Consider the following 20,715-nt stretch of genomic DNA (forward strand, 5'->3'; position numbering starts at 1 on the left):
GGCTTACTCCGGAGAATCTGTCGGATGGTGGGCCACGCCCAACTGGCGTGACAGGTCATAGGCGCGGCGCGCAATCCTGCGGCGCTGCAGCAGCAGCTTCCAGCGCCGGCCGCCAAGCTGCCGCCACAGGTGCGTGGAGCGGATGCCAGCCAGCAGCAGGGCGCGGATGGTGTCTGCGCTCTGGCGGTTCTGCAGGTGTTGAGCGTTGCCGTTCACTTTGATGCGAAATTTCAGGGTGCTCAGTGTGTCCTGGTAGATACCGGACACGCTGTGGCAGATATCATTTACGTTACCGGCGAAGTGTTCGGCGCGAAAGCTGGTGTGCTGCAGCCGGGAGTGAACCACCCGCATCATGGCCGGATCCGCGGCGAATCTGCGTTCCAGATACAGCAGGTTGAAAACGTAACGCACCATGTCGCGCATTTCCGGTGGTTGCTGGTTGTTCAACACCATTGCAAGCGTGTCGAGACCCAGCTTCACACTGCCCAGCCCACCGTAAACGGCTTCCACCGAGTCGCTGTCAAACACAAACAGGCTGTTCAGCGAGGCCTGCAGGAATTCTGCCGGACAGCTGCCCGTGCGTGAAACCTGATCGACCAGCCGCGCGGCCTGCGCGACACCCGCCAGGGCGATAGTCTGCTGATCCAGCAGCGGCGGCTGTGCAGAGCGCTCAGTCGGTTCGTTCAATGACGCCTCCCCCCAGGCAACGCTCGCCATCGTAGAGCACCACGGACTGTCCCGGGGTGACCGCGCGTTGTGGTTCGTCGAAGTGGACCCGATAAACACCGTTTTCGGCGATGACGCTGCAGCACTGGTCTGCCTGGCGGTAGCGGACCTTGGCAGTGCATCGAAACGGCAGTTCGGGTGTATCACCGGTGATCCAGAAAATATCACTGACCTGCAGGCCGCTGCTGAACAGCGCGGGGTGGTTATTGCCCTGGGCGACGCGCAGCACGTTGTGCTCGAGGTCCTTGCCCACGACATACCAGGGTTCATCCCCGTGGTCGGCAAGGCCGCCAATGCCCAGCCCCTGGCGCTGGCCTATGGTGTGATACATGAGTCCCTGGTGCCGCCCCAGGATCTCGCCGTCGAGGCTGTAGATGTCGCCGGGCTGTGCAGGCAGATACTGTTGCAGAAAATCCTTGAAACGGCGTTCGCCGATGAAGCAGATGCCGGTGGAGTCTTTTTTGTCCGAGGTGACGAGGCCGTGGCGCGCAGCAATGGCGCGCACTTCCGGTTTCTCGATCTCACCCACCGGGAACAGGGTCTGTGCCAGTTCCCGATGTCCCACGGCGTGCAGAAAATAGCTCTGGTCCTTGTTGGCATCCAGCCCCCGCAGCAGCGCCGCCTTGCCGTGGCTCTCGCCGCGACGCGCGTAGTGTCCGGTGGCGATGAAGTCGGCGCCCAGCAGCAGTGCGTAGTCGAGGAAGGCGCGGAATTTGATTTCCCGGTTGCAGAGAATATCCGGGTTGGGGGTGCGCCCTGCCTTGTACTCCGCCAGGAAGTGCTCAAACACGTTGTCCCAGTACTCGGCCGCGAAGTTGGCGCCGTGCAGGGGGATGTCGAGGGCATCGGCAACGGCCTGTGCATCGGCGAAGTCGGCTTTTGCAGTGCAATACTCTGTGCCGTCGTCCTCGTCCCAGTTCTTCATGAACAGGCCTTCCACCCGATAGCCCTGCTCGCGCAGCAGTAGCGCGGCGACGGAGGAGTCCACGCCACCTGACATGCCGACAATGACTTTGGTCGCTGCGTTGAGGCTCATGCGGGTGAAATCAGGTCCAGAGGGTATCGAATGCCGCTGCGATGCTGCTCAATGGCGGCCAGCACCAGCGGGCTGCGCATTCTAGCAGAAACTGCGAGGATTTCCTCGTAACGCAGCCAGTGCACGGCGAGGATGTCGCTGTCCAGTACCGCATCGGGCAACGCCTGGAGTGGACGCGCGCAAAACGTGGTGCGGTAGTAGGTGACCCCATTGCCGGGTGCCACATAGCGTGCAAGCCCCAGCACCCCCTCCAGCATGACCTCCCAGCCGGTCTCCTCCCGGGTTTCACGCAGTGCCGCCTGAAACAGTGTCTCCCGCGCTTCGAGATGGCCTGCAGGCTGGTTGAATACGGGCTTGCCCGTCGTCTTGTCGCGCTCCTCGACAAGCAGGTAGCGGGCCCCGTCAAACACCACAGTCGCGACGGTCACATGGGGCTGCCAATCGCTCATGGTTTCCGTCTCGGCGCCGCGGCTCGCGGGCGTCGCACAGATCCCGGGGCGCGCTGTTGCGGGGCGTGCACGGTGAGCCTGCGATGGGCGCCGGGTGCGAGGCCCTCCAGTGACCAGTCGCCGATCCGCGTGCGGATCAGCCGCAGGGTCGGCAAGCCGACCGCCGCGGTCATGCGGCGCACCTGCCGGTTCCGGCCTTCGCGGATGCTGATCTCCAGCCAGCTGTCGCTCACCGTCAATCGTGAGCGCACGGGGGGCGTGCGTGGCCAGAGCTGCGCCGGTGTGCCGATGACATGCACGCGGGCGGGCAGGGTGGGTCCGTCGCGCAGGGTGACGCCTGCCTGCAATGCGGCGACCTGCGCCGCATCGGGCGTGCCCTCCACCTGTACCTGGTAGGTCTTCCAGAGTTTGTGTCGTGGATGGGTGATCTGCTGCTGCAGAGCGCCGCTGTCCGTCAGCAGCAGCAGGCCCTCGGAGTCGAAATCGAGGCGCCCGGCTACCCGGAAGCCAGGCGCCTGCAGGTAGTCGGCCAGCGTGGCGCGAGCGGGCTGCCGGGTATCGCCAGTGGACGCGGCCGCGCTCGCCGCCGGGTGATCGCTGCGGTCGCTGAATTGGCTCAGTACCTGAAAGGGTTTATTGAACAGAATGACCGTGGCCATCGCGGCTCCGCCGTGGGGAAAAAACTGCTCCCCGGTTCAAGAGAAAGGCCGGGAAACCTGATACACTAAGCGCCGTTTTAACGGGGGCTCCCACAAGGATACCGCACCCCGGGACTCAATGGACCCACAGCGACGGAGAACAATCTATGGGCTACAAGCACATCCAGGTGCCGGCGACCGGCGAAAAGATTACGGTCAACGACGATTTCAGCCTGAACGTCCCCAACCATCCGATCATCCCCTACATCGAGGGCGACGGCATTGGTGTTGATATCAGCCCGGTCATGATCAACGTGGTCGACGCCGCTGTTGAGAAAGCCTACGGTGGCAGCAAGAAGATCTCCTGGATGGAGATCTACACGGGTGAGAAAGCCGCCGAACTGTACGACGGTGACTGGTTCCCCGAGGAAACGCTGCAGGCGATCAAGGAATACTCTGTGGGCATCAAGGGTCCCCTGACCACTCCCGTCGGTGGCGGCTTCCGTTCGCTGAACGTAGCGCTGCGCCAGGAACTCGATCTCTACACCTGTCTGCGACCGGTGCGCTGGTTTGAGGGCGTCCCCTCGCCGGTAAAGGATCCGGGCGCCTGCAACATGGTGATCTTCCGCGAGAACTCCGAAGACATCTATGCCGGTATCGAATACAAGGCCGGTTCCGACGAGGCGAACAAGGTTGTCGATTTCATCATCAACGAGATGGGCGCCACCAAGATCCGCTTCCCGCAGAATGTCGGCATCGGCATCAAGCCGGTCTCCGAGGAAGGCACCAAGCGCCTCGTGCGCAAGGCCATTCAATACGCAATCGACCAGGATCTGCCCTCCGTGACGCTGGTGCACAAGGGCAACATCATGAAGTTCACCGAAGGCGCCTTCCGCGACTGGGGCTACGAACTGGCCCAGCAGGAGTTTGGCGGTGAATTGCTGGATGGGGGCCCCTGGGTCAGCATCAAGAACCCCAACAATGGCAAGGACATCGTCATCAAGGACGTGATCGCTGATGCCATGCTGCAGCAGATCCTCACCCGTCCCAAGGACTACAGTGTGGTCGCCACGCTGAACCTCAACGGCGATTACTTGTCAGACGCCCTGGCGGCGCAGGTCGGCGGCATCGGCATTGCGCCCGGTGCGAACCTGTCCGACAACATCGCGCTGTTCGAGGCCACCCATGGCACTGCGCCGAAGTACGCGGGCCAGGACAAGGTGAACCCCGGTTCGCTGATCCTGTCGGCAGAAATGATGCTGCGCCACATGGGCTGGAACGAAGCCGCTGACCTGATCATCAAAGGCATGAACGGCGCCATCCAGAAGGGCACGGTGACCTACGACTTCGAGCGCCTGATGGAAGGGGCAACGCTGGTCAGCTGCTCCGAGTTTGGCCAGAAGTTGATCGAAAACATGTAAACCTGCCCGGCAGGCTTGCGAAGAAGGGCCCGTGGCAGCACGGGCCCTTTTTTTGTGGGCGGGGTTTTCGCGCGAAAAACAGGTCGGGGTTGAATTGACTTATAATGGGCCAATATCCACTATCTATGGCAGGGCAAACGTTTGAGAGGGATGGAGTGAACGAGGTAATCCTGGCCGGCGCGTGGCGCATGTCCGGCGATGAGGGGGAGCGCGATCGCGACGGTGGCCTGGCATTGCAGGACTCGAAACCGGAGCTCAAGAAGCCGCCGCTGTACAAGGTGGTGCTACTCAATGACGATTACACCCCCATGGAGTTCGTGGTTGAAGTACTCGAGGTGTTCTTCCGGATGAACCGCGAGCAGGCCACGCACGTCATGTTGACAGTCCATACCAAGGGCAAGGGCGTATGCGGTATATACACCCGGGACATTGCCGAGACAAAGGCAGCCCAGGTCAATCAGTACGCGCGAGACAATCAGCACCCGTTGTTGTGCGAAATCGAGGCATCGGAGGGCGAGTAGCCCGGGAGTGGTAGAGTATGCTGAGCAAGGATCTGGAACTGACCCTGAACGAGGCCTTTCGCGAGGCCCGGGGCAAGCGCCATGAGTTCATGACGGTCGAGCACCTGTTGCTGGCCCTCCTGGACAACAATGACGCCATTCGCGTACTCAAGGCCTGTGGCGCAGAGATCAACGCCTTGCGCGGCGACCTCATGGAGTTCGTCGATGCCACCACGCCGCTGATTCCCGAGGACAACGACGACCGCGAGACCCAGCCCACGCTGGGCTTCCAGCGTGTGCTGCAGCGTGCGGTGTTCCACGTGCAGTCCTCCGGCCGCAGCGAAGTCACCGGTGCCAATGTGCTGGTGGCGATTTTCAGCGAGCAGGAAAGCCAGGCCGTCTATTTTCTCAAGACGCAGAGCATTGCCAGGCTCGACGTGGTCAACTTCATCACGCACGGGATTTCCCGGGTGTCCGAGGACGGCGAGGGCAGTGCCAGCGGCAACCCGACAGGCGATGCCACCGCCGCGGAGGATGGCGAAGAGAGCCCGCTCGATACCTTTGCAACCAACCTGAACGAGGAGGCCCGCGCCGGGCGCATCGACCCCCTGATTGGGCGCATGCCTGAGGTGGAGCGCGTGGCCCAGATCCTCGCGCGCCGCCGCAAGAACAATCCATTGCTGGTCGGTGAGTCTGGCGTTGGTAAAACGGCCATCGCCGAGGGTCTGGCAAAAATGATCGTCGATGGTGACGTGCCGGAAATGCTGAAGGACAGCGTGGTGTATTCGCTGGACCTCGGCGCACTGCTGGCCGGCACCAAGTACCGTGGTGACTTCGAGAAGCGCTTCAAGGGTTTGCTCGCCAACCTCAAGAAACGTGAAGGTGCCATCCTGTTCATTGATGAGATCCACACCATCATCGGTGCCGGGGCAGCCTCTGGCGGCGTCATGGACGCGAGCAATCTGCTCAAACCGCTGTTGACCTCGGGCAAGATGCGCTGCATTGGCAGCACCACCTTCCAGGAGTACCGCGGTATCTTCGACAAGGACAAGGCCCTGAGCCGGCGCTTCCAGAAGATTGACGTGCTGGAACCTTCACCCGATGACGCCTACCTGATTCTCAAGGGGTTGAAGTCGCGTTTTGAGGAGCATCACGGGCTGCGCTACACGAACAAGGCGCTGCGCGTGGCCACGGACCTGTCGGCCCGCTACATCACGGATCGGTTCCTGCCCGACAAGGCGATCGATGTCATCGACGAGGCGGGTGCCTATCAGCAGCTGCAGCCGCCTTCCAAGCGCAAGAAAGTGATCGGCGTTGCCGACATTGAAGCGGTGGTGGCCAAAATAGCGCGGATTCCGCCAAAGTCGGTCAGCTCCGACGACCGTGAAACACTGCAGAAGCTGGAGCAGAATCTGCAGATGGTGGTATTTGGGCAGACCGCCGCCATCAGCAGCCTGGCCACGTCGATCAAGCTGGCGCGCGCAGGGCTGCGCTCGGGTGACAAGCCGATTGGCTCGTTCCTGCTGGCAGGGCCCACCGGCGTCGGTAAAACCGAGGTGACCAAACAGCTCGCGCGCCAGCTTGGGCTGGAACTGATCAGGTTTGATATGTCCGAGTATATGGAGCGGCACACCGTGTCGCGCCTGATCGGTGCACCGCCGGGCTATGTGGGCTTCGACCAGGGCGGCCTTTTGACCGATGCCGTCACCAAACATCCGCACGCGGTGATTCTGCTCGATGAGATTGAAAAAGCCCACCCGGAGGTCTTCAACCTGCTGTTGCAGGTGATGGATCACGGCACGCTCACCGACAACAACGGTCGCAAGGCGGACTTCCGCAATGTAATCCTGGTGATGACCACCAACGCCGGCGCCGAGAGCATCAGTCGGCGCACCATCGGTTTCACGACCCAGGACCACAGTACCGATGCCATGGAGGCGATCAACCGGATGTTCACGCCGGAGTTCCGCAACCGCCTCGACAGCATCGTGCAGTTCGAACCGCTGGGCGAAGATGTGATCCTCACGGTCGTCGATAAATTCCTCACCGAACTGCAGGGCCAGCTCGATGAAAAGCGCGTGACGCTGGACGTGGACGAAGATGCGCGGCTGTGGCTGGTGGAAAAGGGCTACGACCGCAATATGGGCGCCCGGCCTATGGCGCGGGTGATTCAGGAGTACATCAAGAAGCCACTGGCGGAGCTGGTGCTGTTCGGCTCGCTGGCGCAGGGCGGTGGTGTTGCTCAGGTACGCCTCAATGAGGCTGGAGACGGCCTGGAGGTGCGGGTAGAGGAAACGGAAGCGGAACCCGCCTGAGGGAGGCGGTAGCCGCGCAGTGATACCGTGGGGTTACCGCGGTATCAGCGCTCGCGATACGTGATGCGGCCCTTGGTCAGGTCGTAGGGGGTGAGTTCCACGCGAACTTTATCGCCGGTCAGGATGCGAATGTAGTTCTTGCGCATTTTGCCCGAGATGTGGGCGGTCACAACGTGTCCGTTTTCGAGTTTGACACGAAACGTTGTGTTGGGCAGGGTGTCGACGACTTCACCCTCCATCTCGATCTGGTCTTCTTTTGCCATGCGGCGGCAGTCCCTCGTAAAATCAGGGGCGCATTTTGCACTAAAGCCGCCGCGTGTACCAGTTCAATATGCGGCAAAACTGCCGCTCAATTGCCGAACAGTTTGCCGAAAGCCTTGCCGATTTCCTTGGTGGCATTCTCCAGGCTGTCATCCGCGGGCGCGGCCTCGTCGCTGGGTGCCTCTTTCGCACCACCGCCGAATATGCCGGACATAATGCCGCCCATACCCCCTTCCTCGCTGCCGTTGCCGCCACCGAAGAGGCCGCCGAGCGCGGAGAGATCGGTGGGTTCTGCCGGTAACACGAAGCGTGCGGGGTCAACGCGTCCGGCATTGATGCTGGCCACTCGCATGTCCTGGCCGTAGCGCAGTACACCCAGCTCCTTGTCGTTGAGACGGGTTTGCAGCAGGTTGGCTGCATCCTGCTGGTCGACCATGTCGCCGACACGTGACGCCATCCGGTGCATGGCGTCGCGGAAGCCCACGGCCCGCGCATCCGGTGACAGCACCAGTTCCGCCCGCTGTGCCTGGCCGTTGTGGTCAACAAAGCTCAGCGTATAGACCTCCCCCTCAATGCCTGCCACGGTCTCCTTGCGCCCGGTGGCCTCAAGGGTCTCGACGCGAACCTCCGCGAGGTCAGGTACCGCTGCCTGTGCCATGCCCCCGAACATGGACATGGCCTGTTGCACATCGATGACCATGATCTGGCCGTCGTTGTTGGTGACAACGTACAGGCTCTGCGCATTGGCCAGCATGTAGCTGCCCTGTTCCTGCGCCATGTTCACGCGCAGGTTACTGCCCTCGTATTCGAAGGTGATGCGGTTGCCTTCTGCATCAACAACCTCGGCGGTATCCGCGCTGCCGGGTGCCGCATACAAACCCAGTGCAAGTAGCAGTGCCGTGTACAGTGGGGAATGTTTCAGTGCCATGGTTGGGTCGCTCCGTGTGGGAAGAGGGTTGCGCATCGTCTGCGTTACGGCGGATAGTATTGACGCTCTTTCAGCAGATTTCCAGCGTCACGTGCGTATCCCGCACAGGACGGTGAAGCCCGCCTTAACCCTTGCGTATCTGCTGATAGGCAGCGAGGGCCGCTTCGCGGGCGTCACGGTGGTCCACCACGGGCTCCGGGTAGTCCTTGCCGAGTGTGATGCCCGCCTCTCTCAACGCGGCCTCAGGGGCTTCCCAGGGCTTGTGCAGGTAGCGATCGGGCAGGTCGGCAAGCTCCGGCACCCAGCGGCGTACATAGCTACCGCCTGCATCGAATTTCTCACCCTGGGTGACCGGATTGAAGATGCGGAAGTAGGGCGCAGCATCCGCTCCGCTACCCGCTACCCACTGCCAGCTGCAGGCATTGCTGGCCGGGTCCGCATCGACCAGGGTGTCCCAGAACCAGCGCTCGCCGGCGCGCCAGTGCGTGAGCAGATGTTTGGTCAGAAACGACGCCGTGACCATGCGGATGCGGTTGTGCATGTAGCCTGTGTGCCAGAGCTCGCGCATCCCCGCATCGACCACCGGGTAGCCGGTCTGGCCGCGTTGCCAGGCTTTCAACAGCGCTTCGTCGCCGAGCCAGGGGAAGTCCTCGAACTGAGCCTTGAACGGTGCCTGCTCAATATCGGGAAAGTGGAACAAGAGGTGATAGGAGAATTCACGCCAGCCTAGCTCGGCGAGAAACTTGTTGATCTGCTCCTCCAGCACCGGTTCCTGCTGCAGGCATGCGCGCGCTGCGTGCCACACCTGGCGCGGTGAAATTTCGCCGAAGCGCAGGTGCGGCGACAGCCGCGATGTCGCATTGTCCGCGGGATGATCGCGACCTTTGGCGTAGCCTGAGACGCGTTCCCGCAGGAAGTGTGCAAGCGTGTTGCGTGCGCCTTCCTCGCCCGGCGTCCACAACTCCGGCCAGTGCGCGGCCCAGTCAGGTTTTCTCGGCAGCAGTGCAAGGTCATCGAGACTGCTGCGCTGTGCCAGGGGATCTGCCCAGGTGGTGCGGGAAGGGAAGGGCACCGGCTGGGACGGCGCCTCTGCGCGGCAGCAATGGCGCCAGAAGGGCGTGAAGACCTTGAAGGGCTCGCCCGACTGGTTGGCGATGTGCTCCGGTTCGTGCAGTAGCGGGCCGGGATAGCGCTTGAAAGTAACGCCCATGGCCTCGCAGGTGTCGCGCAACTGTGCCTCCAGCGCCACTTCCCAGGGGCTGTAGGCCCGGCTGCAGTGGACTGCATCGATATTGCCTGAGGACAACAGGTCCCGCAGGCGGGCGTTGGTGTCCCCCTGCAGCAGGTTCAGGGTGCCTCCGCTATCGGCGATGGTGTCAGCCAGTGACCTCAGGCTGTGATGCAGCCACCAGCGGCTGGCAGCGCCGAGTGCGCGCTCTCCCGCGTTGGTGTCGTCGAGCACGTACAGCGGCAGTACATCTCCCGCTCGGCTGGCCGCAGCGAGTCCGGGAAGGTCAGTCAGGCGCAGGTCACTGCGAAACAGATAGATTGTGGTGGCCATGGTGATTGGTCCAAAGGTTTTCAGCGTATGGCATGCCCGGCAGGTTGTGCATTCAGGCGGTGACGTTGCCCCTTACCAGGGCATTCAGCAGCGTTTCGCAGGGCGTCTTCAGGCGTAGTGTAGCGAGTGCATCGGCCCGGGTCTGCCCCGGGTTCACGATCGCCAGCGCCTTGCCCTGAGCGGCGGCCTGGCGGCAGAAGCGGAAGCCGGAGTAGACCTGCAGCGATGAGCCAATGACCAGCAGGGCATCCGCATCCGCCAGCGCCGCTCTGGCCTTAGTGACCCGCTCGGCCGGAACGCTGCCACCGAAAAACACCACATCGGGCATCAAGATACCGCCACAGGCTTCGCAGGCAGGGACCCGGGTACTGGCCGACATCGCGTCAGGCAGGGCCATGTCACCATCGGGTCGCTGTCCCCGGGGTATGGAAAGCGTTGCAAGGTGAGGGTTGTCGTGGGCGAGTCGCTGCTGCATCACTTCGCGGTCGGTGAATGCGGCACAACCGAGGCACTGTACCCGGTCCAGCCTGCCATGCAGGTCAATCACCGCGCTGCTGCCCGCGCGCTGGTGCAAGCGATCAACATTTTGTGTAATGACCAGGCGGATAACACCCTGCTGTTCGAGCGTGGCAACCGCCCGATGTGCCGCATTGCTCCGTGCATCACGCACCGCTGGCCAGCCGAACCAGCTGCGCGTCCAGTAGCGCTGGCGGACAGCCGCCGCGTGCAGGAACTCGCGGTGCTGAATCGGCGTGCTGTAGAGCCAGCGGCCCGCGGCATCGCGGTAGGTGGCAATGCCCGAGCCGGCGCTGATACCGGCACCGGTTAACGCGACTACCCTCGGGTAGCGGGTAATGAAGTCCTGCAACTGTTGCAGTTCCTGCTCCGTATTGCTCATCATGGTGTCGGGACCCCGCGAAGGGGGGCAGGGCACAGTCCGCTGCCGGGTGGGCGAGCGGCGACAACGGGAGAATACAGACCATGCATATTCTGATGACCGGCGGTACCGGGTTTGTGGGTGAGGCCCTGCGCGAGTACTGGCTGGCTGCGGGGCATGAACTCACCATTCTCAGTCGCTCGCCGCACCCGGACACGCATCACTGCCGCTATGTGCAGACGCTGGAGGCGGTGCCCGCCAGCCCCTCGCCAGAGGCCGTGGTCAACCTTGCGGGTGCTTCTCTCGCGGGCGCACGCTGGACAGCTGCGTACAAGAAAACGCTGGTAGATTCCCGTGTCGAGGGCACGCGGGCGCTGGTCGCGTGGATGCGCGGCCTTCCAGTGCCTCCGCGGGTGCTGCTCAACGCCTCTGCGATCGGTTTCTACGGCCTCCGTGACAGTGAACCGTTGGGCGAGGATGCGGCTGCGGGCAGCGGGTTTGCCAGTGAACTCTGCCAGGCATGGGAGGCTCAGGCAGCGGCGGTTGCAGAGTTTGGCGTTCGCGTCTGCCTGTTGCGGCTGGGTGTGGTACTGGATGCCGGCGGCGGCGCCTTCGTGCAGATGGCACAGCCCTTCCGTATGGGAATCGCCAGTTGGCCGGGGGGCGGCGGACAGTATCTGAGCTGGGTGCATCGTGCGGATGCTGTCGCGGCCTTTGACTTTTTGCTGCAGCAGGAGGCGATGTCCGGCCCGGTGAATGTCACCGCGCCAGCGCCCGTGACACAGCGCGACTTCTGTACCGCCATGCGGGAGCATTTCAGAACGTTGCCCGGCATGCCGGTGCCCGGGGCGGTCATGCGCCTGCTGCTCGGTGAAATGGCGGATGAACTGCTTCTTACCGGTCAACGGGTCATGCCCCGACGCCTCCAGGCGTCGGGTTTCCTCTGGCGGCACCCGGATATCAACAGCGCACTCGAGGCCATACTGGGTCCTCACGCCGGTGACAGGTTGCCGTGATCGCTGGCTGCCTTGCGCACCACGCTGTTCCGGCTCAGCTTGTCCAGCGCCGATTTTTCCAGCTGGCGCACCCACTCACGGCTGACGCACAGTTTATCGGCGACCTCGGCCCGGGTCAGCGGCGGGCCCTCGTGCAGACCCCAGCGGGCAATGACGACCTGTTTCTCCGCAGGGTCCAGATGGTCAATCTCCTGCAACAGGCAGCGCTGTAAGGAGGCCGATTCCGCGGGCGCATCGATGTCTTCGAAGGGGCCGCCCGGCAGGCTGTCCAGCAGGGACTCTTCATCGTCGTCGAAGCGCGGCTGGTCCAGCGATATGGCCATGTTGCGCAGCTGCCGTAACTCCCGTGCCTTGTCGGTATCGATGCCGGCGGCGGAGGCCAGCTCTGCTTCACTGGGTTCCTCACCGCTGCTGCTCCAGAGCGCGTTGCGCTCGCGATACAGTTTCCCCACCTGCTCACGTACGTGGGTGGGGTAGCGGATGAGTGCCGCGGAGTCACTGATGTAGCGCCGCACCGCCTGGGATATCCAGTTGTAGCAGTAGGTGCTGAAGCGATATCCCTTGGTCGCCTCGAACTTTTCCGCGGCCCGAATCAGCCCGAGCGTGCCCTCCTGAATCAGGTCGCGATAGGGTGCTCCCTTGCCCCGGGCCTTGCCGGCGATGGAGTACACCAGGCGCAGGTTGTGCAGGGTCAGCGTGTCCCGGGCTTGGTTGAAACGTGAAAGCGAGAGCGCCAGCGCACTGAGCTGCGCGGGTTCCAGCCGGTAGCGTGCGCCAGACGATTTGCGACCTTCGGCGGTTGTCTGCCAGGCGTCCAGTGCATCAGCAACCCGGCATTTGACCGGTCGCTGGTTACAGCGGGCCAGTGCGCCCGCCATACCCACCGCGAGGCTGGCGGGCAGTGCCATCTCCTTGATGGTGTCGCGTGCAGCGGCGAGGTCCCCGGCGGACAGGGCGCTCGCGAGCAGCGTGACCGAGGCGACCTGCTCGCCTCCGCTGAGATAGCTGACCAGTTCGCGACGCAGCAGGAAGTGGTGGTCACGGTTGGCAAAGTTCGCGACCTCGGGTGGCTCGTGCTGGATGCGCGCGAGCAAGTCCTGCAAGTACCGGCGACCGCCCTCGCTGTCGGTGAAAAGCGTGCAGAGATCATCGACAGCACGCCACTTGCTGGCATCTATGTCGCGTTCCTGCTCGGCGCTGAGCAGGGGATAGCGGCGGGCCTCTGCAAACAGCCGCTCAAGCTCGCGATCGTCGGTTTCGGTCTTCCAGTTATCCACGTCGTCGCTCCTGTTGGTTTGGCATATATACGCTGCACCGACCCGCTTGGACAAAAATTCCGGACAGTTGTCCAGATAACATGCAGACATAACCTCGACAACTCATCCGGCATGCGGTCTTTCGCGTAATAACTCCGTACACCAACTGAGGCACGTGATATGAACGCAGCGGTAATGGAACCTCGCCCTCTCTACGGCATTGGTACAGTCGCCAGGCTGACCGGGTTGAAGCCGGACACGCTCCGGGTGTGGGAACGACGTTACGGATTGGGCGCGAGCCACAAGACGGCAACCGGTCGCCGACAGTATACGCAGGCAGACCTGGAGCATTTGCAGCTGGTTGCGGCCCTCGTCAACAGCGGCTCACGCATCGGAGAAATCGCGTCGAACGAACGCAAGACACTGGAAATGCTACTGCGCGGCAGGGGCAAGGGCGGCCGCGGTGCGCTGCCAGCACCCAAGCCTCGCGTGGTATTCATCGGCAATCAGCTCTGCGAGTGGCTTGATGAACACCAGGGTTGTCTCGCGGGGGTCGATGCCTTGCTGGTCCGCCTGTCCCTGAGCCAGATTACCGCAAAGGAGTGTGAGGAAATCGGCCGTGCCGACAGCCTCGTCGTGGAGTGTGCCAACCTCACGGGCGCTCAGACCCGTCAGCTGGGCGACCTGATTCGCAACCTTCAGGTGGAGAAAGCCCTGGTCACCTACCAGTTTGCCAGCGAACGCTGGCTGCAGTCGCTGGAGCAGCAGAATATTGCCGCTACGACCTTCCCGCCAGACCCGGCCTACCTGGCCTTTGAGCTGGCGCGCAGTGTTGCCGACAAGACGGCAAGCCTTGGCGATACCAATCTCGGTGAGCTGATGACGGCAAAGCCGCGGCAGTTTACCGATCTGCAGCTGAGTGCGGCGCGGCAGTTGAAGAGCACGCTGGATTGCGAGTGTCCGCGCCACATCGCCGACCTCATCCGCTCGCTCGCCTACTTTGAGGAATATTCGTCTAACTGCTCGGTCGACAACTGGAGTGACGCTGCCGTGCACGCCTGTATCTACGCCTACACCTGTCAGGCACGGTGGCTTATGGAAAAGGCCCTGCAGGCGGTGCTCGAGGACCGGGGCGAGGAGTACCAGGCACTCATGCGTGAACTGGCCAATGGCCGGGTGGGCGATGCCGCCTAGTGTCGTGAGCTAGCGACTCCGCGCGTCGGACTCGGCGCCCTGACCCAAGAGCAGGGCACGCCAGTGCGGGCTGTCCCGCACCGACCAGGCCCACAGCAACACGGGTGCGACCGTTGGCACAATCAGCGTGCTGAACTGGAACAGCAGCGCGATAGCGTCGGCGGAGGGCAGGGGTGTGGTGGTGGTCTTCCAGAGAAGATCGCCACCCAGCCCCAGCATCAGATTTTTCAGGGTCACCGACACAGTGCCGATGAACATCAGTACCCAGAGCACCAGCAGTCCGCGTGCAAAGCGCTCCAGCGAGCCGTCAATGCGGCTCGAAAAGTGGAGCGCTGCGTAGAACGGGATGGAGTAGGAGAGAATCCGGGTGTTCAACGGGAATGCCAGTTGGTAATCGGCCTGCTGCAGAGGCACCACGGTCTCCCCCGTCTCGCCAAACTGCGTCAGCACCAACAGCTGATGCCCTTCGATCGCTACCGACTGCACCACCCCCGGCAGGGCCCAGGGCAGCACAGCCTGGGTCAGCCACAGAGCGGGTGCCGCGGGCAGGGCACCCAGCGCATACCAGAGCGCAAAAAAGGGAACCATCAACAACAGCACCAGGCCGATGAATCGGTAGAGCGTCATCCGCTGGCGGCGCCGGGTCGCTGTTCGAGATAGCGCAGGTAGAGAATGAACACCACAAGCACATCCAGCATGATAAAGACCGGCCACAGGTACAGGTGGGTCCAGTTGAATATCTGCAGGTTCCACTGTCCCAGGTAAAACAGGCTGATGATACGTGCAATGTTCAGCACCTGAATGGTCAGGAATCCGGCAAGGATCGCCACCAGCCGGTAGCGCCAGGGTGCGGGGTAGGCGAGGACTCCGGCCACCAGCACGATGGCTGCCTCGACACCATTGCAACCCGACTCAATGGAGACCGCAAAGCCATTAACACTGTGGGCGATGACCCGTCCGTAGGCGGTGACGTCACTGTCGAAGGGTGTGATCAGGGCGGCGCTCAGTGTTGCCAGGGAGGCCGTGAAGGGCTGCACCACAGCCGCCTGCACGGGAGCGAGCATTTCCGCAGTAAACAGCGCAACCAGCACGGCAAGGAATATCAGGATAAATTTTGCCATGCGGGTGCTATCATCGACCATGAACGCTGCGCTGGAGCGCAGGATAGCACAGAGGAGTTTTCTTGTGTCGCCGACCGCTCGCAATACGGGGATTGTCGTCACGCTGGGCATGCTGGTGTTCAGCAGCTGGATGTACCTGCAAACCGGTGACTGGGTGGCCATGGTCTTTGCCGTGTTCAGCCTCGGTTATGGCGTTTTCTTTTTCTCAATCACACCTCGGGATCGCGACTCGTGATGAACCACCTGATGAAGCCGCGTTGGCGAGTTCTCTGTGCGTTGTTGTTGGCGTCTTTCCTGGCTGGCTGCGCCGGGTTGGGGCCCTCGATCGACCCACCCATAATCAGTGTCGACAGCGTGAAAAGCCTGCCGATGGTCGATTCCGGCCCGCGCTTTCGCATCGTGTTGCGCATTGCGAATCCCAACGCGCAGGCTCTGGACATCGCGGGGATCAGCTACGGAATTGCGCTGCTCGATCGCGAGTTGCTCAGTGGCGTGACCAATCAGGTACCCACCATAGAGGGTTATACCGAAGAACAGGTGACGATTGATGCCGGCGTCAACCTGCTGGAGGCGCTGAAGCTGTTGGGCAGCCTCGGTCGAACCCGGGGCGATGCGCTGGCCTACCGGTTTACGGCAAAAATAGATTTTCGCGGTCTGATTCCTACCCAGTACGTCGAGGACAGCGGCGAATTGCGTCTGAACTGATCGACGGGCAGGTCAATCCAGCAGGGACTGGGCGAAGATCAGCAGTATGATCAGCGGGCAGACCACCCGCACATAGCCCGGCCACAGTTTCCAGAACAGGCTGTGTTCGACACCGGCGTTGCCCTTGCGCAACTCCTGCAGCAGCGTGTCGCGGTGCCATACCCACCCCGCATACAGGCAGAACATGAAGCCGAGCAGCGGCTGGCTGTAGCGCGTCGTAACGGCGATGACCAGTCCGAACAGCGCCTCGAAATTCAGCAGGATAACCGTGCTGACCAGCGCAATCGTTACGCCGATCACCAGCACCGCCGGTTTGCGGGCCACGCCGTGCTCTTCAATGGTGTAGGCGACGGGCACCTCCAGCATGGAGATCGAGGAGGTCAGAGCGGCGATGGTCATCAGGAAAAAGAACACGAGGCTCACGCCAATGCCCGCCAGGCCCATGCTGTCAAACAGCTTGGGCAGTACTGTGAAGATCAGCGTGTCCTCCGAAATCAGCGCGCCGCCCGCGGTAAAGATTTCCACGCCGCTGTGCAGAGCCACGTACATGGCAGGCAACACCAGGAAGCCGGCCAGTACGGCGATGCAGATGTCGACCAGCGTAACCAGCCCCCCCACAACGGGCAGGTTTTCCCGATCGCTGATATAGGAGCCGTAGATAAGCATGGTACCCACGCCCAGGGAGAGCGAGAAAAATGCAGCCCCCAGTGCTTTGACAATCAAACCCGGTGCCAGCGCACGTTCAAAATCCGGGAGCAGGTAGACACGCAGGCCCTCCATTGCTCCGTCCAGGGTCAGTACATAAATGACCAGCAACACTAGCGACAGTAGCAATAGCGGCATCAGGCGACTGGACCAGCGTTCAATGCCCCGCTGCACACCCTCGGAGATGATGCCGACGGTCAGTGCCATGAAGATCAGCATGAACACCAGATTTCGCGAGAAACTGAAGTCCGTGAGCCAGTCACTGGCTGCGCTCATTCCAGCCAGATCGGTGAGCGCGGCCAGACAGTGAGCCAGCATCCAGCCAGCGACGATCGCATAAAAGCTGAGGATAAAGCTGGCGACAACCAGACCGATAACGCCCGTACCGCCGCCGATGCTGCGCAGCACACGGTTCGGAGAGATCTGGCGCAGGGCACTGACCGCATTGGCATGCGCATGGCGGCCGATAATCAGCTCCGCCATCAGCGCCGGGTAGGCCAGGGTAAAGGCGAGAAACAGATAGACCAGAAGGAAAGCGGCGCCGCCGTTGCTCGCGGCCTGCGTCGGGAACCCCCAGATATTGCCAAGCCCTACGGCGCTGCCCGCGGCAGCCATGATGAAGCCAAAGCGCGAGCTGAACTCGCCGCGGGGAGATGCCATAAAATCGTCCGTAAGTGCCTGCCGGGTAATGGCGCAAAGTGTAGCACGGTGATGTGGTGCGGGCTTATTGCGCGAGCATGACTTCGCAGGGTCGCGTCGTGTCAGACTGCGACCGACTGCCGCCGAAGACTTTCACCAGCAAACGCGGCACGAAGAGCATGGCTTCGGCGGAAATGTCCAGGGTGGCGGCGATGGGGGACACGCTGGTGCGCGGGCTCGCCATGTCCCCGCGCAGGCTGATGCTGGAAGGGAACTGGATGCTCCGCGACTTGGACCGCGGCGTCAGTGTCAGTGCGAGGGTGCGCTTGGGCAGGTTGAAGCTGCCCACGCCAGTGGCGATCATGTTGGGTGATTCGACGAACAGGCTGTCGGTGCGCGCGATCCCATCCTCCAGGGTGAACTGCGCCATGGTGCAGTCCAGAAACGTGGATTTTTCCAGTGCAGCACCTGAAAACAGCCAGGTCAGGATGCCGGTCGCGAGGACATCGTAGGCAGCGCCCTCCACGGTCGCATTCTCCAGCGCAAAGGCCATGCTGCCGTCCAGCTGCTGCAGCAGCTCCGCCCCCGTCGCGCCCTGGGCGCTCACGCCGCCACGCAGGTTCAGTGAGCCGCTGATATCCGTTTCGATACCCAGGTCGCGGCTCAGTGTGTTGAGAGGAATCGACTGTGCCTGCCCCGCAATACTCACTCCCGGTGGGTCCAGACTGATATCGACGATGCCCCGAATAGCGGCCGGCGCCGTATCGTAGTTGAAGTCGAACTGGTCGAGCAGATAGGTGGTGCCACTGCCGCTGATGTGGACATTGATATCGTCAAAGCGCGTAATCTCGCCCCGCAGACTGCCCACCTGCAGCGTTAAATCCACCGGGTAGCGTGGCAGCCTTGCGAGCAGCTGTTGTACCGAGGTGGTCTGCGCGTCGGCATCGACTTCCGTACCCTGTTGAGCCTCCGGCGTATCCCCATCCTTGCCGGCCGCTTGCAGGCCGAGATCCTCCAGGCGTACCATCGCGGAAGATAGCGCTGCTCGCAGGCTGTTCAGGCTGCCGTTGCTGTGTGTCACCTCGACAGACAGCGCGAGGTCGCTCTCCTCCAGACGCGTGTCCGCCTGCAGCCGCGCCGAGTGGGTATCTGCCGCGAACTGAATTTCGCCGGCCACAGGTTTCAGAGGCAGTCCGGTGAGCGCTGCGAGCCAATCCCGGTCCTCACTGGAGTAGCGTATGCTCGCCGCTGTGCGCCAGTCTGCTTCCCGATACTGCGCTTCGCCGCTGATCTTCAGGTTCAGCGCCGCATTCTCCGTGCTGTTCAGTTCCAGTTTGTCCAGGCTGTAGGCCGATTGTGCTCCGCGCAGCGCAAAGCTGCCCTGCAGGCTGCCGAGTGCTGCCGGTGGCTGCAGGTCGGGTGCGAAGCCTGCGAGCAGGGCATCGAGGTTCAGCGCCTGCACCTTGGTGTCGAGTGTGATTTTCCGGGCGCCGGTCACGTCGTTCAGGCTGCCCGTGATCAGTAAGTTACCCGGCGCACCACGGAGCGCAGCGCGAATGTCGGTCAGGGACACCTGGGCGGCAGTGTAGGTAACGTCGGCATCGACGCTCAGCGCCCCGAGTACGGGCAGTTCCAATGCCACAAAGCTGCCCAGCGCAGAGGCCTCAGGGGCGAGCGCCTGCAGCGTCGCGCGCACGGTGGCGGGGGTGTAGGCAGCGTCACGTGACAAGCGCGTACTCAGCGCGCTGATGTCGATGATGAGGTGCTCATGGGAGAGCTGTGCGCTGCCTTCTGCCAGTATCAGCTCGGCATCGGTGCCACTGAGCCGCGCCTTTGACTCGAGTGCGAACCCGGGTGGCAGGTCAGCATCGAACCAGCGTCCGGGTTCCTGCAGGTCGGTGCTGGTTGCACTGACGGCAAGCTCAATGCCGGAGGCCCGTTCGCCGTCAGCGGCCGTATCGATGGCGACCCGGGCGATCTCACCTGCGACCTGCAGGCGTGTGCCGTCTGCGCGGCCCACTTGCCCCCTGATGTTGTCGACACGCAGCGCTCCGTCATTTTCCCGCAGTTCGGCTGCCAGTTCCCAGGGGCCGGGATCGACAGAAGGTGCCTGCCCCAGCCAGGGACTGAGCACAGCCAGTGAGGGAGCAAAGGCGTGGAGGGTGAAGTCGGTGTCAGGCGGCAGATCTGTACTGCCCAGCGAGCCAGGCCCCGAAGACCCGTTCAGGGCGATCCACAGACCCTCGCTGCTGGTGGTCACGACGGTCAGCTGCTCAATGGCCGGGTTGGCCAGAGTGCCTGAGAGGGCAATGCTGGCCCGGATCCCGCCCAATGGCGAGAGGTCGAGGTCCAGCCAGCGCAGGAAGTATTTTGCGGAATCCAGTTCACCTGAGGCGATCAGTGAAAGTCTGGGGTCGGGATTTCCCTGGCTTGCCATCGAGCCGCTGGCCTCAAAATAATAGGCTGGACGGTTGTCGAGCTCAAACCTGGCGTCGGACAGGGAAAAACTACCGAGGTCGCCCTCCAGCTTGCCCTGCAGCGCCAGTGCCCCGGCTAGCGGGGGTGCCTTTGGAAAAGCGCTCATGAAGGTCTCGACCCGCGCGAATGCGGCATCCACGGTAACATCAAACTGCAGCGATTCGCCGGAGGCGGTCAGCTGCCCCGAGAGTGAGCCCTGCGTACCGGCCTCCGGTGCAGACAGCTGTGCCCTGAACTGGACGCTCCCGCTGTCGCTGAAGATTTCCTGTGCGGTGAGGTCCAGGTTGACGTCCAGCGGTGCGCCGTCGAGGTCCGCCAGAAGGCTCGCGCGAAAGGCGTTCCGGCCCACGCGACCGCCCCGAATATCTCGCAGGGGAAAGATGGAGACATCACCGTCCTGATTCACCACATGCACGGTGTCCACTTCCAGCGTCTCGGGCAGAAAACGCAGGTACTGCAGCCACTGTGCCGGTGTGGGGTCCTCGCTGTCGTCGTCTGCGGAAACATAGACCACGATGCTGCTGCTCTTCAGTGAAGTGGCCTCAAGATTGGTATGCCAGAGGTCGGTGAGCCGGGAGTGTCCCTCGAAGTCAAGAACGGTGATCAGCGCCGGGCCTTCGGAGCCTTGCGGATACAGGCTCAGTGTGTCAAAGCGCACACTCATTCCGGTGGGCGAGACCTGCAGGCCGTGCACCTCCAAGCGGTAGTCAGTGAGGGCGGTCGTGCCCCAATGTAGCGTTTTGACCAGAACCGCAGGAAACGAGAGCAGGGAGAACACGGCAATGGGGACCAACAGCAGCAGAGCTAGCGGTATGATCCAGAGCTTGCGCATACGATGTCCCGACGCATTCCTCGAAGACGCCAGTGTAGCACGGCCACCATCCCGATT

The 20,715-nt window shown here is 62.5% G+C and carries 20 protein-coding genes; 7 read left to right on the forward strand and 13 right to left on the reverse strand.

Translation table 11 applies throughout. The annotated features are described in order from the left end of the window. Positions 1–3 precede the first annotated feature (3 nt). The 4 genes from hflD to AACZ17_RS15800 are packed head-to-tail and all read right to left on the reverse strand — an operon-like array spanning position 4 to position 2,870. Positions 4–687 (reverse strand): high frequency lysogenization protein HflD, encoded by a 684-nt coding sequence (hflD, locus tag AACZ17_RS15785; protein ID WP_290746897.1) that lies wholly within the window; start codon positions 685–687, stop codon positions 4–6. After that, the gene (gene mnmA, locus AACZ17_RS15790; protein WP_290746900.1) at positions 671–1,762 is read right to left on the reverse strand and encodes a tRNA 2-thiouridine(34) synthase MnmA; all 1,092 of its coding nucleotides are present in this window, start codon (positions 1,760–1,762) and stop codon (positions 671–673) included. The genes hflD and mnmA overlap by 17 nt, the downstream gene beginning before the upstream one ends. After that, the gene (locus tag AACZ17_RS15795) at positions 1,759–2,211 is read right to left on the reverse strand and encodes an NUDIX hydrolase (protein ID WP_290746903.1); all 453 of its coding nucleotides are present in this window, start codon (positions 2,209–2,211) and stop codon (positions 1,759–1,761) included. The genes mnmA and AACZ17_RS15795 overlap by 4 nt, the downstream gene beginning before the upstream one ends. Next, positions 2,208–2,870, reverse strand: a complete 663-nt coding sequence (locus tag AACZ17_RS15800) for a pseudouridine synthase (protein WP_290746905.1) — start codon at positions 2,868–2,870, stop codon at positions 2,208–2,210. The genes AACZ17_RS15795 and AACZ17_RS15800 overlap by 4 nt, the downstream gene beginning before the upstream one ends. 146 nt (positions 2,871–3,016) lie before the next feature. On the opposite strand from AACZ17_RS15800, the gene icd reads away from it, so the two are divergent. The 3 genes from icd (at position 3,017) to clpA (ending at position 7,085) form a co-directional block, all read left to right on the forward strand. After that, the gene (icd, locus tag AACZ17_RS15805; protein WP_290746907.1) at positions 3,017–4,270 is read left to right on the forward strand and encodes an NADP-dependent isocitrate dehydrogenase; all 1,254 of its coding nucleotides are present in this window, start codon (positions 3,017–3,019) and stop codon (positions 4,268–4,270) included. 188 nt (positions 4,271–4,458) lie between these two features. Beyond that, positions 4,459–4,791, forward strand: a complete 333-nt coding sequence (gene clpS, locus AACZ17_RS15810; protein ID WP_290746968.1) for an ATP-dependent Clp protease adapter ClpS — start codon at positions 4,459–4,461, stop codon at positions 4,789–4,791. A gap of 17 nt (positions 4,792–4,808) precedes the next feature. Further along, positions 4,809–7,085: an ATP-dependent Clp protease ATP-binding subunit ClpA gene (gene clpA, locus AACZ17_RS15815; RefSeq protein WP_290746910.1), complete on the forward strand. Its 2,277-nt coding sequence runs from the start codon at positions 4,809–4,811 to the stop codon at positions 7,083–7,085. A 44-nt stretch (positions 7,086–7,129) separates the two neighbouring features. On the opposite strand, the gene infA is transcribed toward clpA, so the two are convergent. The 4 genes from infA to AACZ17_RS15835 all read right to left on the reverse strand — a co-directional run bounded on the left by infA (position 7,130) and on the right by AACZ17_RS15835 (position 10,736). Continuing rightward, positions 7,130–7,348 (reverse strand): translation initiation factor IF-1, encoded by a 219-nt coding sequence (gene infA, locus AACZ17_RS15820; protein ID WP_290746913.1) that lies wholly within the window; start codon positions 7,346–7,348, stop codon positions 7,130–7,132. Positions 7,349–7,434: 86 nt separating this feature from the next. Continuing rightward, positions 7,435–8,274 (reverse strand): hypothetical protein, encoded by an 840-nt coding sequence (locus AACZ17_RS15825; protein WP_290746916.1) that lies wholly within the window; start codon positions 8,272–8,274, stop codon positions 7,435–7,437. Between the two features lie 124 nt (positions 8,275–8,398). Then, positions 8,399–9,835: a deoxyribodipyrimidine photo-lyase gene (locus AACZ17_RS15830; protein ID WP_290746919.1), complete on the reverse strand. Its 1,437-nt coding sequence runs from the start codon at positions 9,833–9,835 to the stop codon at positions 8,399–8,401. A gap of 52 nt (positions 9,836–9,887) precedes the next feature. Beyond that, positions 9,888–10,736, reverse strand: a complete 849-nt coding sequence (locus AACZ17_RS15835) for an NAD-dependent protein deacetylase (protein ID WP_290746922.1) — start codon at positions 10,734–10,736, stop codon at positions 9,888–9,890. 80 nt (positions 10,737–10,816) lie between these two features. On the opposite strand from AACZ17_RS15835, the gene AACZ17_RS15840 reads away from it, so the two are divergent. Further along, on the forward strand, positions 10,817–11,728 hold the full coding sequence (locus AACZ17_RS15840; RefSeq protein WP_290746928.1) for a TIGR01777 family oxidoreductase: 912 nt from the start codon (positions 10,817–10,819) through the stop codon (positions 11,726–11,728). Here the strand turns inward: AACZ17_RS15840 and AACZ17_RS15845 are convergent. Then, positions 11,704–13,005 carry an RNA polymerase sigma factor RpoD/SigA gene (locus AACZ17_RS15845; RefSeq protein ID WP_290746931.1) on the reverse strand — a complete coding sequence of 434 codons (1,302 nt, stop codon included), beginning with the start codon at positions 13,003–13,005 and terminating at the stop codon, positions 11,704–11,706. The genes AACZ17_RS15840 and AACZ17_RS15845 overlap by 25 nt on opposite strands. A gap of 159 nt (positions 13,006–13,164) precedes the next feature. On the opposite strand from AACZ17_RS15845, the gene AACZ17_RS15850 reads away from it, so the two are divergent. Beyond that, on the forward strand, positions 13,165–14,178 hold the full coding sequence (locus AACZ17_RS15850) for a MerR family transcriptional regulator (RefSeq protein WP_290746934.1): 1,014 nt from the start codon (positions 13,165–13,167) through the stop codon (positions 14,176–14,178). Positions 14,179–14,187: 9 nt separating this feature from the next. On the opposite strand, the gene AACZ17_RS15855 is transcribed toward AACZ17_RS15850, so the two are convergent. Together AACZ17_RS15855 and xrtH are read right to left on the reverse strand one after the other, a co-directional pair. Beyond that, positions 14,188–14,805 carry an exosortase H-associated membrane protein gene (locus AACZ17_RS15855; RefSeq protein ID WP_290746938.1) on the reverse strand — a complete coding sequence of 206 codons (618 nt, stop codon included), beginning with the start codon at positions 14,803–14,805 and terminating at the stop codon, positions 14,188–14,190. Further along, on the reverse strand, positions 14,802–15,299 hold the full coding sequence (gene xrtH, locus AACZ17_RS15860) for an exosortase H (protein ID WP_290746940.1): 498 nt from the start codon (positions 15,297–15,299) through the stop codon (positions 14,802–14,804). Before xrtH ends, AACZ17_RS15855 begins: the two co-directional genes overlap by 4 nt. 64 nt (positions 15,300–15,363) lie before the next feature. Here xrtH and AACZ17_RS15865 point away from each other — a divergent pair, with 64 nt between their 5' ends. Both AACZ17_RS15865 and AACZ17_RS15870 read left to right on the forward strand, forming a co-directional pair. Continuing rightward, positions 15,364–15,534 (forward strand): hypothetical protein, encoded by a 171-nt coding sequence (locus AACZ17_RS15865; RefSeq protein ID WP_339638824.1) that lies wholly within the window; start codon positions 15,364–15,366, stop codon positions 15,532–15,534. Continuing rightward, entirely contained in the window at positions 15,534–16,004 is a 471-nt protein-coding gene (locus AACZ17_RS15870) for an LEA type 2 family protein (RefSeq protein ID WP_290746970.1), read from the forward strand. Before AACZ17_RS15865 ends, AACZ17_RS15870 begins: the two co-directional genes overlap by 1 nt. A gap of 12 nt (positions 16,005–16,016) precedes the next feature. On the opposite strand, the gene AACZ17_RS15875 is transcribed toward AACZ17_RS15870, so the two are convergent. Both AACZ17_RS15875 and AACZ17_RS15880 read right to left on the reverse strand, forming a co-directional pair. After that, complete coding sequence (locus AACZ17_RS15875; protein WP_290746946.1) at positions 16,017–17,369, reverse strand: sodium-dependent transporter; 1,353 nt, start codon at positions 17,367–17,369, stop codon at positions 16,017–16,019. A 64-nt stretch (positions 17,370–17,433) separates the two neighbouring features. Continuing rightward, positions 17,434–20,658: an AsmA-like C-terminal region-containing protein gene (locus AACZ17_RS15880; protein ID WP_290746949.1), complete on the reverse strand. Its 3,225-nt coding sequence runs from the start codon at positions 20,656–20,658 to the stop codon at positions 17,434–17,436. Between the last annotated feature and the right edge of the window lie 57 nt (positions 20,659–20,715).

Source organism: uncultured Haliea sp., from assembly GCF_963973825.1.
Lineage (GTDB): Bacteria > Pseudomonadota > Gammaproteobacteria > Pseudomonadales > Halieaceae > Haliea.